General features: G+C 39.4%; 11 protein-coding genes. 3 read left to right on the top strand and 8 right to left on the bottom strand.

From position 1 onward, the window contains the following. Nucleotides 1-9 precede the first annotated feature (9 nt). The 3 genes from MM213_RS13755 to crtD all read left to right on the top strand — a co-directional run bounded on the left by MM213_RS13755 (nucleotide 10) and on the right by crtD (nucleotide 3,155). Nucleotides 10-1,050, top strand: a complete 1,041-nt coding sequence (locus tag MM213_RS13755; RefSeq protein ID WP_241413091.1) for an adenylate/guanylate cyclase domain-containing protein — start codon at nucleotides 10-12, stop codon at nucleotides 1,048-1,050. Nucleotides 1,051-1,139: 89 nt separating this feature from the next. After that, nucleotides 1,140-1,661, top strand: coding sequence for an HD domain-containing protein (locus MM213_RS13750; RefSeq protein WP_241413089.1), 522 nt, complete (start codon nucleotides 1,140-1,142; stop codon nucleotides 1,659-1,661). Nucleotides 1,662-1,688: 27 nt separating this feature from the next. Beyond that, nucleotides 1,689-3,155 (top strand): 1-hydroxycarotenoid 3,4-desaturase CrtD, encoded by a 1,467-nt coding sequence (gene crtD, locus MM213_RS13745; RefSeq protein ID WP_241413085.1) that lies wholly within the window; start codon nucleotides 1,689-1,691, stop codon nucleotides 3,153-3,155. Between the two features lie 398 nt (nucleotides 3,156-3,553). Here the strand turns inward: crtD and MM213_RS13740 are convergent, their stop codons facing one another. The 8 genes from MM213_RS13740 to MM213_RS13705 form a co-directional block, all read right to left on the bottom strand. Then, a complete protein-coding gene (locus tag MM213_RS13740) occupies nucleotides 3,554-4,885 on the bottom strand; it encodes an FGGY-family carbohydrate kinase (protein WP_241413082.1) in 1,332 nt (443 codons plus the stop codon). 263 nt (nucleotides 4,886-5,148) lie between these two features. After that, nucleotides 5,149-6,426: a sugar isomerase gene (locus MM213_RS13735; protein ID WP_241413081.1), complete on the bottom strand. Its 1,278-nt coding sequence runs from the start codon at nucleotides 6,424-6,426 to the stop codon at nucleotides 5,149-5,151. Nucleotides 6,427-6,688: 262 nt separating this feature from the next. Further along, nucleotides 6,689-8,797: a bifunctional aldolase/short-chain dehydrogenase gene (locus MM213_RS13730; protein ID WP_241413080.1), complete on the bottom strand. Its 2,109-nt coding sequence runs from the start codon at nucleotides 8,795-8,797 to the stop codon at nucleotides 6,689-6,691. An 85-nt stretch (nucleotides 8,798-8,882) separates the two neighbouring features. Then, a complete protein-coding gene (locus tag MM213_RS13725; RefSeq protein ID WP_241413079.1) occupies nucleotides 8,883-11,285 on the bottom strand; it encodes a glycoside hydrolase family 31 protein in 2,403 nt (800 codons plus the stop codon). A 244-nt stretch (nucleotides 11,286-11,529) separates the two neighbouring features. After that, nucleotides 11,530-12,417, bottom strand: coding sequence for an alpha/beta hydrolase (locus MM213_RS13720; protein ID WP_241413078.1), 888 nt, complete (start codon nucleotides 12,415-12,417; stop codon nucleotides 11,530-11,532). A gap of 306 nt (nucleotides 12,418-12,723) precedes the next feature. After that, nucleotides 12,724-12,912, bottom strand: coding sequence for a hypothetical protein (locus tag MM213_RS13715; protein ID WP_241413077.1), 189 nt, complete (start codon nucleotides 12,910-12,912; stop codon nucleotides 12,724-12,726). 9 nt (nucleotides 12,913-12,921) lie between these two features. Beyond that, nucleotides 12,922-14,361, bottom strand: coding sequence for a purine-cytosine permease family protein (locus tag MM213_RS13710; RefSeq protein ID WP_241413075.1), 1,440 nt, complete (start codon nucleotides 14,359-14,361; stop codon nucleotides 12,922-12,924). A 77-nt stretch (nucleotides 14,362-14,438) separates the two neighbouring features. Beyond that, a complete protein-coding gene (locus tag MM213_RS13705; RefSeq protein WP_241413073.1) occupies nucleotides 14,439-15,488 on the bottom strand; it encodes a GntR family transcriptional regulator in 1,050 nt (349 codons plus the stop codon). Between the last annotated feature and the right edge of the window lie 124 nt (nucleotides 15,489-15,612).

Raw genomic sequence — 15,612 nt, 5'->3', positions numbered from 1 at the left:
CTACAAACAATGGCGAAAATCTTGGTAGTAGATGATGAAGCGGATTTGGAGATTTTGATCAAGCAAAAGTTCAGACAAAAAATCCGCCTAAATGAATATGAGTTTGTTTTTGCAGTCAACGGCAGACACGCTTTGGAGCAGCTGCAAGTTCACAAAGATATCGATATCGTCTTGAGTGATATCAATATGCCAGAAATGGATGGGCTTACGTTGCTCTCCAAGCTTGGTGAACAGAATGCTTTGCTGAAGTCCGTCATCGTCTCTGCTTATGGCGATATGGACAATATTCGCGTAGCGATGAATCGAGGCGCTTTTGATTTTGTGACCAAACCCATCAATTTCAAAGATCTGGAAATTACCATCGATAGGACTTTGAAGCATGTGCTAATGCTTCGTGACACGCTTAAAGCCGTGAAAGAGAATAATATCCTCAAAATGTACGTAGATGAAACTGTACTGAATTTTATGGGTGGAAAAGAAATCGAGCAGGCCATGTTTCTCAACGAAATCGTAGAAGGAACCGTGGTCTTTATCGATATCTGTAGCTTTACTTCCATCAGTGAAAATGAGACTGCGGATAAAGTGGTGGAACTGCTCAACCGCTATTTTGATATCATGGTGCAAGAGATTATCAAAGAAAATGGTGTGGTGGACAAGTTCATCGGTGATGCGATTATGTGTGTATTCACAGGGGAGTTTCACATTGACCGGGCTTTGGATGCATGTCTTTCCATCAGAAAAATCATAGACCAACAGGCAGAAAATACAGGCACGACCAATTTCAAACCCAAGGTTTCAATTGGATTGAATTCGGGAGAAATGGTTTCTGGAAATATAGGTTCTTCTACATTGAAGCGGTTCGATTTTACAGTTATAGGAGATACAGTGAATGTTGCCGCAAGATTGCAGGCTGCTGCTGCTCAAAATCAGATCTTGATTTCCGCAAAAAGCTTTGAGCTCGTCAAAGAATCATTCCGTTGTGAAGTCGTAGGCAATCTCAATCTGAAAAATAAAAAAGAGCCATTTTTGACCTATCAAGTATTGGAGTAGGTTCACCATGATATTTTGACCTGATGATAAACCTGAAAAAACTTTTTCAAACTACCCTAGATCGCCTTGAAAGTGAAACTCCTTCATATTTGAAGTATCATAATGCAGCACATACGCGACAAGTAATCCAGAGTGTAGAAATCATCGCAGCAGCTGAAAATGTCTCTGACAGAGATTTGGAACTGCTACGTGTAGCTGCGCTATTTCATGATATTGGGTACTTACAAAATAGGGAAGAGCACGAAGCGCTGAGCTGTGAAGAAGCCCGAAAAGTACTTCCGGAATTTGGCCTTGCCCAAAATGAAATCGACAAAATCTGCGGCATGATCATGGCGACCAAAATCCCGCAAATGCCTAACAACCATTTGGAAAAAATCATGGCGGATGCTGATTTGGAATATATTGGGACGGAACATTACGAAAAAGGTAGCGATTTGCTTTTCACTGAAATGAAGCATTTTTCACCAAATCTTGAAGCCAAGGAATGGCATAAGCTGAAAATAGAATTTTTGGAGCAACATCAATTCCACACTGATTTCTGCATAAAAAGCAGAGAATCCAACAAAGCTGAAAACTTGAGGCGGTTAAAATCTGTTAAGTTTGCAGACTGAATCGTATTCGATCGTTAGAAGAAATCCATGAATCAAAAAGCAATCATCATTGGCTCTGGAATAGCAGGATTGGCAGCTGCCATCAGGCTTTCTGTCAAAGGCTATAAAGTCCAAGTATTCGAGTCAAATTCATATCCTGGAGGAAAGCTCTCTGAGATGCAAATCGGAGGCTATCGTTTCGATGCAGGGCCTTCACTTTTCACATTGCCGGAGCAGGTGGAGGAGTTGTTTTTGTTGGCCGGAAGGAAGCCTGTAGATCATTTTCAATATACCAAACTCGATGTGGCTTGCCATTATTTTTGGGAGGATGGGAAGTCAATCAAAGCTTATGGTGACCTCCATCAGTTTGCCGAAGAAGTAGAAACCAAACTCGGAGAACCTGCTGAAAACGTAAAGAAAGCATTGAAAAATTCTGCCTATATCTACGAGCACTTGGCACCACTATTCATGCATAGGTCACTGCATCAATGGAATACCTGGGTGAATCCTACAGCGCTTAAATCCTATCTCAAAATGGGAAAACTTGGGATCTTTACCACAATGAATGATGCCAATGAAAAGCTATTCAATCAACCCAAAATGGTGCAGCTTTTCAACCGCTATGCAACCTATAACGGCTCCAATCCCTACCAAACTCCCGCAACATTAAATATCATCCCCCATTTGGAATTCAACATTGGTGCATTTTTTCCGAAGAAAGGAATGTACGATATCACACAGAGTTTGTACAAGCTCGCCGTAGATCTAGGTGTTGATTTTCATTTCAATTCAAAGGTTGAAGAAATTATAGTCGAAAAAAACATAGCCACAGGAGTCCTTGTCAACAATACCAAGATCCACGCTGACCTTGTCATCAACAACATGGACATGGTCAATGCTTATAAAAGCATTCTCAAAAATCAAAAACAGCCAACAAAACTTCTTGATCAACCAAAATCAAGCTCTGCACTGATTTTCTATTGGGGGGTCAAGAAAAATTTTCCAGAACTTGGCTTACACAATATTCTATTTAGTGAAGAATACAAGACCGAATTTGACCATATTTTCAATAAGGGAAGCATTTACCATGATCCTACAGTCTATGTCAATATCACTTCAGTTTGCAAGGAAGATGATGCGCCAAGTGGCTGTATGAATTGGTTTACAATGATCAACGTCCCAAACAACCAAGGTCAGGAATGGGATAAATTGATCGAGGAAGCTAGGTCAAGCATTATTGCTAAAATCAACCGTGTTCTCAAAACGGATATTGAACCACTGATAGAAGTGGAAGAAATCCTCGAGCCTAGAACAATAGAGTCCAAAACTTCCAGTGCCAATGGTGCACTGTATGGAAATAGCTCAAATAATAGGTATGCGGCATTTTTGCGCCACGCAAACTACTCCTCTGAGATCAAAAACCTATACTTCTGCGGAGGAAGCGTCCATCCAGGTGGAGGTATTCCACTTTGCTTGCTATCGGCAAAGATTATGGCAGAGATGATTGAGACATGATGAAAAGGCTAGAAATGGTCTATGCCTTGTATGGATATGTGTTATTTTTGAAGATGTCCTTTTCAAATTTGGTTTCAACGAGCCTATGCAACTATGAGAATAGTGTAAAAACGATAAGCTTGTCTTCCTGCTAGCTTTTAGCCTAGCGATGGTAAAGTTTTTCATGACTTTCGCACTGGAACACCCTTTTACAAAGAAATAAAATATCAACATACTGATATTTGTATAGTTTGTATATCCGCTTACGTACCTGTAGCCATTTACAAAAATATATGTACTTCATTTCAAGCCACTGTGGTCGGATGGCCATCGATTATCAGAAAAACTTTAAGTGATATGTCTACCTAACAAATGGTGTCATTGCGCATAATCAAACTGCATAGTAAAAAAGATCACCATTACCCATCCACAGCAACTTTATTCACTAAAATAGCAGCTCCCAAAGCTGTTCCCAAGGCAAAATCTGTCGTTTCCACACTGATGGTTTGGAGTTTTTGGCGGAGCATTTCTACAAACATCTCGTTGGCATTGAATCCACCATCTATATACAATCGCTTTACTGAAGTATCAGCTAAGACTAACTGAAGTGAGGCCACTTGCAATTCTGTAAGCTCATCCAAGAAACAATAATATGCTTCTTCAAATGTATCAAACTGGGAAAAATCATTTTTCTCGGCTTGGGATATCCCACAAACTTCCGGTTTCAGATATTCGAAGCGGAATTTCTTGGTTTTACAGGCCTTTGTTTTTTCGTAATGGATAGGATCAAATTTCAAAGCCTTGTAATATCCTTTTTCTAGCTTGAAATATTCGTAAAGCTTCTCGATTTGGTGTTTGTGTTCTTCACCAATAAAAAGTCGGCTAATCTTGATAGGCTGACCATGAATACCAATGAAATGAAGGCAGTCTTTTTCCAATTCATCCAAAGTCAGTTCTTCGTTGTTGAAAGGATTGATACTAATGGCCCAAGTCCCAGTGGATAAGAGGGCAAAAGGTTCTGTATTGTTGATAAGGTAAGGTAATAGTGCAGAAGAGGAATCATGTACACCCACGCCTACCGACATCGACTGCTTGCGGAATGAAATGGGAAAAGTCTCAGCCGAATCCACTGCTCTTGGCAAAAACTTCAATAGATCTTCATTTTCCAGCCATTGATGATAGCTATTGTTTTTGAAATCCCATAGACCAGTGTGACAACCGATACTTGTGTAATCTGAGACCATTTTCCCTGTAAACATATAGCTCAGGTACTGGGGAAGGTGAAGGGTATTGTGGATTTTTTTGAATAATTCAGGTTTGCGGTATTTGAGCCAATATAACTGCAGACCCGAATTGACCATACCCAAGGCAGGAGAGGAAGTTTCCTGGCAGAAATTTTCCTGTGGGCCATATTTGTTATAGAAATCCTCTAAAAGATCCTTTGGGTATTCTTTGGTATAATTATACAACGGTGTGATCGGGTCACCTTCTCTATCCAAATGGACAAGGGATGCTCCATAGGTTGTAAAATTGAGTTTTCTGATGTTGAATTCCTCCAAAGCAAGTGCTTGGGTAAGGGTATCTTTGATCCAATTTGTCAATTCCTTGATGGATTCACAAGGATCTCCATCTTCGTCTTGAATATATTCCAAGCGATGATAGACTTTATAGACTTCCTTGAAATTCACATCAAAAAGAAAGAACTTCTTATTGGTTTTTCCTATATCAAATATGGCAGTAACAGGTATCATTAGAGCTTGATTAAATTTTGTTTTTGAAGCCGAAATCGACATGATTTAAATAATCATTAAAACTCGAAGGGTAATGATTATTTAAATCATCAAAGATTCCATCCATCAGATGAAAACAACAATAAACGGATGAAATTGATGCATCTTTCGTTCAATCGAGGCTCGTTTTAGGGGTCGTAGCCACCGCTACATCCCCGAAAATAGCCGAAGAGTGGGCGGAAGAGGCGCAATTGCAGGCCAAAGGATAAAGTTTAAACAAGCTCTTACAATCCGCTGGCTTTACTATCAGTTCCTCTCTCCTTGATCAGTTCATTTCTCACATCAACTTTTCGGTATGCTTTTATTGGAGAGATCGCCCCTCCCAACTGTCTGCTTGCTTCTGACACCAATGCCCTCACGTCTGTTCTGTAGGCATCCTGCAAGATTTCTTGTGCTTTGGCGGTATCATGATTTTGTTGTGCATCTTCCAAGGCTTTTTGATTGATGATCAATGCTTGGGCATACGCTAGCTTGATGGCTTCCACAGACTGCAAGAGATCTTCCAAAGGATCTTTTACATTGTGACTTGCATCGATCATCCATGAAAGTGATGGATTATTTGTTTCTGCAAAACCTTGTACCAATTCATGGAAAATCAGGAACAGCTGATATGGTTTGACACTTCCTACAGTAAGGTCATCATCACCATATTTGGAATCATTGAAATGGAATCCACCCAATTTTTCCTCTGTCATCAATGTAGCTACAATCTGTTCAATATTTGTATTTGGCAAATGGTGACCAAGATCCACCAAAGTATATGCTTTTGGTCCAAGCTTATTAGCCAACAAAAAGGAGGTACCCCAATCTTGGATTACTGTGCTGTAGAAATTTGGCTCGTAAGGCTTGTATTCCACCAATATTTTCCAATCTGAAGGAAGGTACTCGTATATGGAGCTTAGTGAATCATGTGTATTTGCCAAAGCTTTTCTGATACTATGTTGTCCAGGAAAACTTGATCCATCTGCAAGCCAGACAGTCAATGCTTTTGAACCCAATCTTTCACCGATTTTGATGACTTCTTTGTTGTGCTCTACTGCCAGTTCCCTTACAGCTTTGTCTGAATTAGCCAAAGAACCATATTTGTAGGATACTTTTTGTCCAGGTTGGTCTTGAAAAGTATTGGAATTGACTGCGTCAAAATTGATATTGAGATCCTTTGCGATCTGCCTGATAGCTTCATAATCTTGGGGAATGTCCCAGGGGATGTGAAGTGATACGGCGTTGCTTGATTTATTGAGTGCGTGGATGATTCCGATGTCCTGAATCTTCTGAATCAAATCAGCTGGCTCGCCTGCGCCTGAAAAACGTCCAAATCTAGTCCCTCCAGCACCAAGTGCCCATGATGGTATAGCAATTTGCAATGCCTTGATTTTTTCAACGACCAAATTTACATCTACACCTTTATTGGAAAGCTGATTGGATAAAAAATCAAAAGATTCCGTGTGATTCTTTTTCAAATCATCATTGGAATTTTCTATATGGCTTTGTGTGATTTTCATTTTTGGGAATAATTAGATTGTATATATCCGCTATTATACCAGTATCCAAATTTATTTAGGTAAATACCTTGAATTCAATGCTGTCGACAGTCGACAGACGACCGTCGACGATTATCTGCATGATTTCATGTGAAAATTCACCTTCTGGTGTTATTGCAGATAATCATATTAGATAAATAAAAACCTTCCAGGTTTAGACTAAAGTATTGTCTAATTTAGAAAAAACCTGAAAGGAATTAATGTATAAATAGGTTTGAGGTAATTATCTCACGAATGCGGCAGCTACTCCGCCATCTACATTAAGGATATTTCCGGTGCTTTTGGATAAAATTCCACCTACAAAAGCGAAAACGCCATTTGCTATATCTTCTGTGCTAATGATTTCATTCAATAATGTTCTTTTTGCATAATGAGCAGGCAATTCTTCTACAGAAATACCATAAGCTTTCGCTCTTCCTTCAGCCCATTTGCCTTCCCAGATTTTTGAACCTTCGATTACAGCATCAGGATTCACCACATTTACACGGATCTTGTCAGGTCCCAATTCAGCAGCCAACAACCTTGACATATGAACTTGAGCTGCTTTTGCAGTTCCGTATCCTACATTGTTTGGTCCAGATACAAGGGCATTTTTAGAAGCAATATTGATGATATCTCCACCAAGACCTTGTGCTCTTAGTATTTTTACACCTTCTTGACTCACTTTGAATTGGCCTTTTACAAGGACATCATTCAGTAAATCCCAATCAGCTTCTGAAGTTTCTGTCAAAGGCTTGCTGATAGCAAGACCTGCACAGTTCACGACAATATCCACACCACCAAAGGCAAGGTTTGCCGCTTTGAAGGCAGAAGTTATCGTGTCATTTTCCAATACATTCAATTTTGTCTGGATAGCAGTATCTTTTCCGAAATCCTTTACCGCCTCTTCCAATCTGTCACCGTCAAGATCTGTCAAGACCACACAAGCACCTTCTTTGGCTAACTTGTCTGCGATTGCTTTTCCGATACCTCCTGCACTTCCTGTGATCAAGGCTACTTTCCTTGACAAAGGCTGCTCTTTTGGCATTCTTTGAAGCTTTGCTTCTTCCAATAACCAATACTCGATATCAAAAGCTTCCTGCAATGGCAAAGAAACATATTCTGATACTGCTTCAGCACCTCGCATTACGTTGATTGCGTTGATATAGAATTCAGAAGCTACTCTTGAAGTTTGTTTGTTTTTTGCATAGGAAAACAAACCAACACCCGGCCACAAGATGATCACTGGGTTTGGATCACGCATTGCTGGACTGTTGGATCTTTTGTGCTTTTCGTAGTAGTCTTTGTAGCCTTCTCTATATGTAGCAAACAACTTGCTGATGTGCTCTTTGATGGCACCCAAGTCGCTTAGGTCTTGATCGGCAGGAATGTCTAGTACAAGAGGGGCGATTTTGGTTCTCAAAAAGTGATCTGGGCAAGAAGTACCCAAAGGTGCCAATTTTCCCAAATCATTGGAGTTGATAAATTGTAAAACAGTATCTGAGTCACTGAAAGTACCGACCATTCTGTCGTAGCTAGAAGCAAGTCCTCTCAACAAAGGAGAAATGATGGCAGCCTGATCTTTTCTTTTGCTTGGCTCGAGCGACTTGATTTTTTGACCACCGAAAACAGGTCTATTTTTACCATAGTTGTCTTCAAGGTATTGGGAAGCTTTTTCGATTACTTCAAGGCTGTTGATATAGCATTCATAAGCTGTGTCACCCCAAGTGAAAAGTCCGTGACCTCCAAGCATGATTCCTCTGATTCCAGGGTTTTCGTCCAAAGCCTTCTTCAATTGAAGACCTAAGTCAAAGCCTGGTCTTTGCCAAGGAATCCAAGCAATCTGACCGTCAAAAAGCTCTTGGGTGATTTTCTCGCCTTCTTTGGAAGCTGCAATAGCAATGGCTGCATCTGGATGAAGGTGATCAATGTGTTTGAATGGCAAAAATGCATGCAGTGGTGTATCGATCGAAGGTGCTTTAGAGTCTAGATCGTAGATACAATGGTTAAAAAGACCGACCATTTCATCTTCGAATTCTATTCCTTTGTATATGCCTTCCAAAGCTCTCAGCTTGTCAACATAAAGGCCTGCTAGTCCTGATTTGGTCAAAGTACCAATATCTCCACCTGAGCCCTTTACCCACATCACCTCTACTTCTTTTCCTGAAAGGGGATCTTTTTCATAAGTCTTACAGCTCGTATTTCCACCTCCATAATTTGTGATTCGTAGATCCGCACCGAGTATATTAGATCTGTATATCAAAAGGGCAACTTCGTCATCGCCCAAAGAATTTGCTTTTTGTTCGTCCCAGAGGTAAGAGACATGATTGAATTTTTGTTCCAAAATAGCCATGGTAAACTAGGTTTAAGTTATTTAAGGAAATTTATCCTATTTAATAATATTTACTGTCCTGTTCTGTACTGTTAATTTTAGTACTTTAATTTATGCTTATTGTAATCTTTTGATTAGCAGGTTTTTGTATGTGCAACATAATTATATTTTTTGCACTATCATATTTCCATCCATTTTTGTCTTCTGATTTTCCTAATCTTTTTTCATTGACTTGAATGATTTGAGGCTCTTCTTTTACATGTACTTTCAAAACTATCTCACGGTTAGGGACTTTGTAGTCTCCTTCTGATTTATGAATGGTGATGTGGGTTGTATTGTTTACAGATTCTGATTCTATTTTTGTTAATGAATAATCATTATCAGCATAATTTTCAGAAATCCCATCATCTTCGAAAAGCTCAAAATCACCTTTTTCACCAGGAAAAATTTCGAAGGTCAAGCGACCGTAATTTTCCTTGTTATCATACAAAACATCATCTTGCGAAGGAATTATTGCTCCTTCCTTTACAAAAATCGGAAGTGTTTCAAGAGGAGTTACGATGTTGTAATAGCTCGAACCTTCATAAGATTTTCCTGTCCAGTAATTAAACCACTTACCCTCCGGCAGATAGACCACCCTTGTTTTGGCACTTTTGGTAATTACGGGGCAGATTATCATTTGGTCACCAAAATAATACTGATCGTCAATACTGTATGTGTTCAAATCTTCTTGGTGGTGCAAGACTAATGCGCGCATGATAGGAACACCGGTTTGGTTTTGTTGAAATGCCGTGGTATAGATATAAGGAATAAGTCTATAGCGAAGTTTGGCATATTGTGTGAAGATCTTTTCGGCTTCCGAACCATAGTTCCAAGGTTCTTTGTAACCAGGATGATCCATTCCAAACACATGTGCCACTGGACTAAACATGCCAAACTGTACCCATCTCACAAATAACTCAGGATCGGCATCATGCTCGAATCCACCCATATTATGCGACCAATATCCAACTCCTGATAGCCCCATGTTGATGCCAGCACGGATTACAGGAGCATAATATTGCCATTCACTTGGCCAGTCTCCAGCCCAGATAAATGGATATCGTTGAATGCCGGCATAGCCTTCACGTGTATGGTTCATGCCACGCATTTTGTTGTGCTCTTTGAATTTTTCATAAGGTGCTTTTGCATAAGCTACTGGAAACACATTATGTAATTTTTTCGCCTCCGCACTGGTAGGGCCTGTTTTGCTACTTTCATTCGCTTGTCTTCCAAATGCACTTCCTTCATCCGTCTTCAAAAACATTGCACCAATTTCTGCGATCTTCATCACGCCATTTTCCCACCACCAATCGACGGCTTTGTCATCGAAGAAATTGACAAATTCGCCTTTGTTGTTTTCTTCAGGGTACACATGCCCTCCTTCTCTGGCTTGATCAAGGAGATTTAGGTTATTTCCATTATCAAATCTTGGCCTGACGTGCAATCCTACCATGTTTACATCCATTCCATATAGCTGGTCAAACATGCTCTTTGGATCGGTAAATGTCTCTCTCCATTCGAAAGAAGTTGCGCCACTTCCTCCATTTTTCCCAAAAAGCCTCCAAGTAGAGTCCAAATGAAGTACATCAAATGGAATACCTTTTTGTCTGTATCTCTTAGCTAAGGCGACTACATATTCTCCTGAAGTCAGATGTTCGTGTCCCCAAGTACCTCCACTGTAAGTTCCCACATGCAATCCGTGGGCAAATCTTGGCAGTAAAGGAGATTTGCCAGTAAGGTCTGTGTAGTGATTGATCAAATGTGTGAAATCAGGTCCGTACATGAAGAAGTAATCCACGTGTGTTCCTTCTGCTTGAAAAGTCAATTTGTCTTTGTTCGTTTTCCCCAAATCAAATTCACTGGGCTGACTTGTGTGATAGAAAATGCCATAGCCTTTGGTACTCATCATAAATGGCACTGGAGCATAGTTGGCTTCCAAGATATTGTAGGCACCGATTATATGTGGTTTCAGCAATCCTCGGCCTACATTCATGATCAAAGATTTTCCCTTTTGATCTAGAAAATCCATTCTTTCACCAAATCCGAAAAAGTGCTCATCCGAATGGATGTTTTTTGAAATGCCTGATTTGATTTCTTTTTGGTAATACCCTCCAGATTCATTTGACGCTTCTGAAGATATCAAATCTCCGGCTTCGTTAAAAACTTTGATTGCAAGTGAGCTTTTGTCAATTTCTAGTTTCAGTGTAGGGGTCGTGATAAGGTATGAATCTGCGTTCTCTTCTTGATTCACAGCAATAGCAGGCCATTGTTGATGCGCTAGCATGTAAGAAAACTCCTCTTCAGGTATTTGCGCACCGACCTTGACTCTAAATAAATCAGGCTTGTAAAATGCAATTTCCAGCTTCGTCTCGGAAGTTTGAAAAGTTAATATGTTTTGGGTCTGGGCAGTTGCTAGGTTTTGAGAAAAACATAACACGATCAGAACAAAAAAGGAGAATTTTTTCATTTTAGTGTTTCTGGGTTAAATGTTAATTTTAGCAGACTTGCAGAAGCATATCTAGGCATCTAGTGCAGGGGAATACTTGGTATAGTTTCCCAAAGAAACGGCATCTATTTATGCTGAATAATCAAAGAAACATGCTCTAAGATCTCCAATTTAAGTAAGCTTACGGTAGCTCAAAATAGCTATCCAAATCAAAAATACCCAATAAGAATGAAGAGACTATCCTTTACTCTCCTGTTCACAATTTTTAGAATAATTGATCTAACCAAATCAAGCTCATATCTATCCATTGGGAAGCAGTGCCATGGGTGAGGGAATTCCCTTTTCCATAGCCATGCCCACCCTTTTCAAAAAGATGCAGTTCGGTTTTTGTGCCAATTGCTGCAAGTGCTTTTGCATATCGGATCGAATTCTCTGCCGGTACAGCTTTGTCATCCCAACTATGGACAAGAAAAGCTGGAGGTGTATTTGAATTGACTTGTTTTTCGTTGGAGTAAAATGTTTCCCAATCAGTCTCCAATTGCTCTCGAAGCAAATTGGTTCTAGAACCTTCATGCGTCACGCCTTTCTCAAAACTGACCACCGGGTATATCAATATACTAAAATTGGGAAGACTTCCTTCTTCCAAAATACCGTGTACAGAAAGCGAAGACGCTAAATGTCCTCCAGCCGAAAAACCCAAGACTCCGACTTTTTCAGAATCAATATTCCATTTTTCAGCATTCTTTCTTATCAATTTGATGGCTTGCTTGGCATCTGCCAAAGGTACATTCCATGGTTCGGAGACCAAGCTTGGTTCTGGCAATCTGTATTTCAATACAGCTGCTACATAACCTTTTTCGGAATAAAATTTTGCAATGTCATAGCCTTCATGATTGATTGCGAGATTTCTGTATCCACCGCCGGGACAGATTAGGATAGCACGGCCGTTACCTTCTCCAGAAGTTGGAAAATACACCGTAATGTCTGGAATAGCGACAGTTTCTACATTTCCCCTTTCATTAAATTGGTCTTCCTCTATAGCTTTTAGGGTGTATGGAGCTTCTTTTTCCCACAGGTTGATTTTTTCAATTTTCTGGGAAAATCCATAAGTGCTGACAGCAAAAAAGACCATCATTAAGATGGTTTGTTTCATATTTCGGTATTTTCTGTTTTATGTATATCCGTTTTCATACCAGTAGAATCTAAATAATTGAATTAACCTGTGATTTCTAACCAATATCAATAAATATCCAATATCTATTAGTATCAGTTTGCCAAAAAACAATCGCTTAATTGATGAGTGGTATGATTGCGGATAATCATATTCTGTTTTATCCCTATCCGCTTTCTTACCAGTAGCCAAACAAAATGATGTGTTTTAAATCAATTAATGCGCTGATAACAAATCGACTAATAACGATTATCCGCATGATTTCAAGTGAAAATTTACCAACTATTGTCATTGCGGATAATCATTTTCTGATTTTTTATTTAGCCAAAACGGCGCAGATGTAAACCAAATCACGGTTCCTGCCAACATCAGGTTTTTTGATGTAGCTGGCTCAATGACTGCCGAAAAGACCAAAAATGGTGGGATTATCGTGAAAAGCAATCCAACAATTGATAATACTACGAGTAGATTTTTCATGGTTCTTCCTTAGTTTAATGCCTTTTCAACAAGTGGATTTTTTGACTGTGGAATTGAAGTGATAGGTTTTTGGAGCAATTTGCTGAACAACAAGTATGCAATCACTGCCACAAACCAACCCGGTAAGCCCAAGAAGAAAATTTCTATCCCTGCAAATAGGTTTAAGGCTAAGCAGAACGCCAATGTCAAAATCCACGTGAATGCTACAGCTGGATTTAGTTTTTTTCCTGAATGCAAAGCATAGTTGCTTTTCAGTCCCCAACGCTCCATATAATATACATCTATGAAAATCACTGCACCAAGTGGCATCAGGATCAAGCCATACAAGGCTACGAATTCCAACAATCTCATTACCAAAGCTGGAAAGCATGCCGCAATCGTGGTGAAAAGTCCTACGAACAAAGTCACTTTCCAAGTTTTCCAATTTGGATTGATGGATTGTATTGCCAAACCTGCTCTGTAAAGTGTAGGGTTAGCTGTAGTCCAACCTGCAATAACAACACAAATAGCTCCTGCAATTCCAGCAGCTTCATAAGCTATAGGCCCAGGTGCGAAAGTTAAGCTATTGTTTGATTCCAAAAGAAATAGAGAATAGAGAATTCCTGAAGCAATCCATGCAATGTAATGACCTAGAAAAACGCCTGAAGCTGTGGAAAAACCTGCGGTCCATTTTTTCGCATATCTCAAGATAGACATATCTGCCATTCCGATATGCATGGCCATATTGCAGAACCATGCAAAAAACATGATATGCCAAAAGGTGAATTTACTCTGTCCTTCCAGTGGCACACCGCTCCAAATAGTCTCTTTGGCAACTGGCCAAAAGTCTGAAATAGAATTGATTCCAAGCCTTGGAAGTACGCCTACAGCTGCTGCGATGAATACCATGATCATCCAAGGTGCTGCAATGTTTGCAAACTTTGAGACCTGCTCAAAGCCAAACATCGCTACGATCGTGGTGATGGTTCCGATCGCAAATACTGTCAAGACCCAACCAAGTGAATTCGGTAAGATATCTGTCAGTGTCGGCATTTCCAAATTGAAAGGGATTCCAACTGCTGTAGCAGATACTGCTATCATGGCGCCTGCGAGGAAACAGAAAAGTCCTGCATTTACCAAATTGTAAATAAGGGTAAACTTTGATCCAGCTATTTTTTCTAATTGGAAATAAAGCGTAAGTCTTGTTTTGACGGCTATTCTTCCCGTAAAAAATGCCCAACTTAATACTGCCAAAATGTTTCCTATCAGTAAGCCAGAAACCAAATCAACTGCCGTCGCACCATGAGCGACAAAGAGAGGTCCTAAAACGAATTCTGTACCAGCGGTATGTTCACCAGCGTAGGTTCCAATGAATTTTTTCCACCCTTTTAATTTACTCTGTGGGATTGGTTCACGCTCGTACTCATTGATTGCATTTAGCTTTGCAATTAAGCTTGTGCTTTTACTCATGATTGCTTTGGGTTAAAAAGAATGCTCAAACTATCATGAATAGCTGAAATAACTGTCCTGTACTTTGCTGTGGGAAATCAAATTGAGCCTCTGTCTATGAAGTTAAACACATTTTTTACGACTTCATGCTTATGCTTTTTGATCATGTAGGCGGCTGTTTCTCCCATCACTTTAAAATTGGTGGACATCACAGTGATTCCAAGAAGTTCTTTGAGTGGGGTGTCATTGTATGAAATCACACCGATATCTTCTCCCATTTGGAATTTTTGATCTCTGATTTGTTTGATCAGGCAGACAAGGTCATTTTCTTCAATCGTAATATAGGCGTCATTCGTCTCCAATTCCATTTCTGGATAAATAGTCGGAATAATCTCAAAATCAAAATTATGGTTGATGCAGAATTTCTGGAATCCGCATTTGATTTCTGAAGGATAAGGATAATGGACTTTTTCTGGATACACCAAGACAAGCTTTTCATATTTTTTCAGTCTTGCTATTCCTTCTTTCAGCGCTTTGTATATGTCTCCTTTGAAATCTTGATAGATAGAAGCTACATTTTCTCCCAATTCGGGAATAAGGTTATCCATGATTACCAACTTTTCGGAAGGTATTGCTTGCAAAGCCTCTATGACTTGGTCATTTACATTTTGGTGACGGAGTTTGTCATCCTTGAAGTGGGGCATGACCACGTAATAATCATAAGCACCCATATTTTCTTCCAGGATCTTCAACATGATTTTTGCATCACAATGGTAAAGGTGGAGATCTACCTTGGTAGTTGATCCTAGGCTTTCCAAAAATGAGTTATAGATTCGGAGTTTGTAATTACTTAGCTTGTTGAGTAAAAATAAGACTTTCACTTGTGATTGAGATACATTTCGAGCCACATAATAACCTTTACCTTTGACAGATAAAATTATTTTTTGCTTTTTCAATTGGTTGTAGGCTTTCTCCACAGTATCTCTCGAAAGGTAAAAGCGTTCACTGACTTCGTTGATTGAAGGGATTTTTTCACCTATTGTGAGGTAACCCCTTTCTATGTTTTCAATTATACATTGTACAAGCTGTTGGTACTTGGGAATACGCGAATCATTCTCGATTCTAATTATGTTATCAAATGCGATCATCGTGGGTTTATTATTAGTGCAATCGATTGTAATTTAAGAGAAATAATTTCTCAATGAAAGGTTTTTATGATGGATTACAATTATTTTTTATGAAAACAACTCAATAAAATTTTACAAAAAAGAT

The sequence above is a fragment of the Belliella alkalica genome, from assembly GCF_022549785.1.
GTDB lineage: Bacteria > Bacteroidota > Bacteroidia > Cytophagales > Cyclobacteriaceae > Belliella > Belliella alkalica.
The sequence above is the reverse complement of the archived record's forward strand: the minus strand, read 5'-3'. Positions and strand labels throughout refer to the sequence as shown.

Bases quoted from the DNA above. Each gene is read 5' to 3' on its own strand.
- MM213_RS13755 (WP_241413091.1), top strand. From the start codon at position 10: ATGGCGAAAATCTTGGTAGTAGATGATGAAGCGGATTTGGAGATTTTG.
- crtD (WP_241413085.1), top strand. From the start codon at position 1,689: ATGAATCAAAAAGCAATCATCATTGGCTCTGGAATAGCAGGATTGGCA.
- MM213_RS13740 (WP_241413082.1), bottom strand. From the start codon at position 4,885: ATGATACCTGTTACTGCCATATTTGATATAGGAAAAACCAATAAGAAG.
- MM213_RS13735 (WP_241413081.1), bottom strand. From the start codon at position 6,426: ATGAAAATCACACAAAGCCATATAGAAAATTCCAATGATGATTTGAAA.
- MM213_RS13730 (WP_241413080.1), bottom strand. From the start codon at position 8,797: ATGGCTATTTTGGAACAAAAATTCAATCATGTCTCTTACCTCTGGGAC.
- MM213_RS13725 (WP_241413079.1), bottom strand. From the start codon at position 11,285: ATGAAAAAATTCTCCTTTTTTGTTCTGATCGTGTTATGTTTTTCTCAA.
- MM213_RS13720 (WP_241413078.1), bottom strand. From the start codon at position 12,417: ATGAAACAAACCATCTTAATGATGGTCTTTTTTGCTGTCAGCACTTAT.
- MM213_RS13715 (WP_241413077.1), bottom strand. From the start codon at position 12,912: ATGAAAAATCTACTCGTAGTATTATCAATTGTTGGATTGCTTTTCACG.
- MM213_RS13710 (WP_241413075.1), bottom strand. From the start codon at position 14,361: ATGAGTAAAAGCACAAGCTTAATTGCAAAGCTAAATGCAATCAATGAG.
- MM213_RS13705 (WP_241413073.1), bottom strand. From the start codon at position 15,488: ATGATCGCATTTGATAACATAATTAGAATCGAGAATGATTCGCGTATT.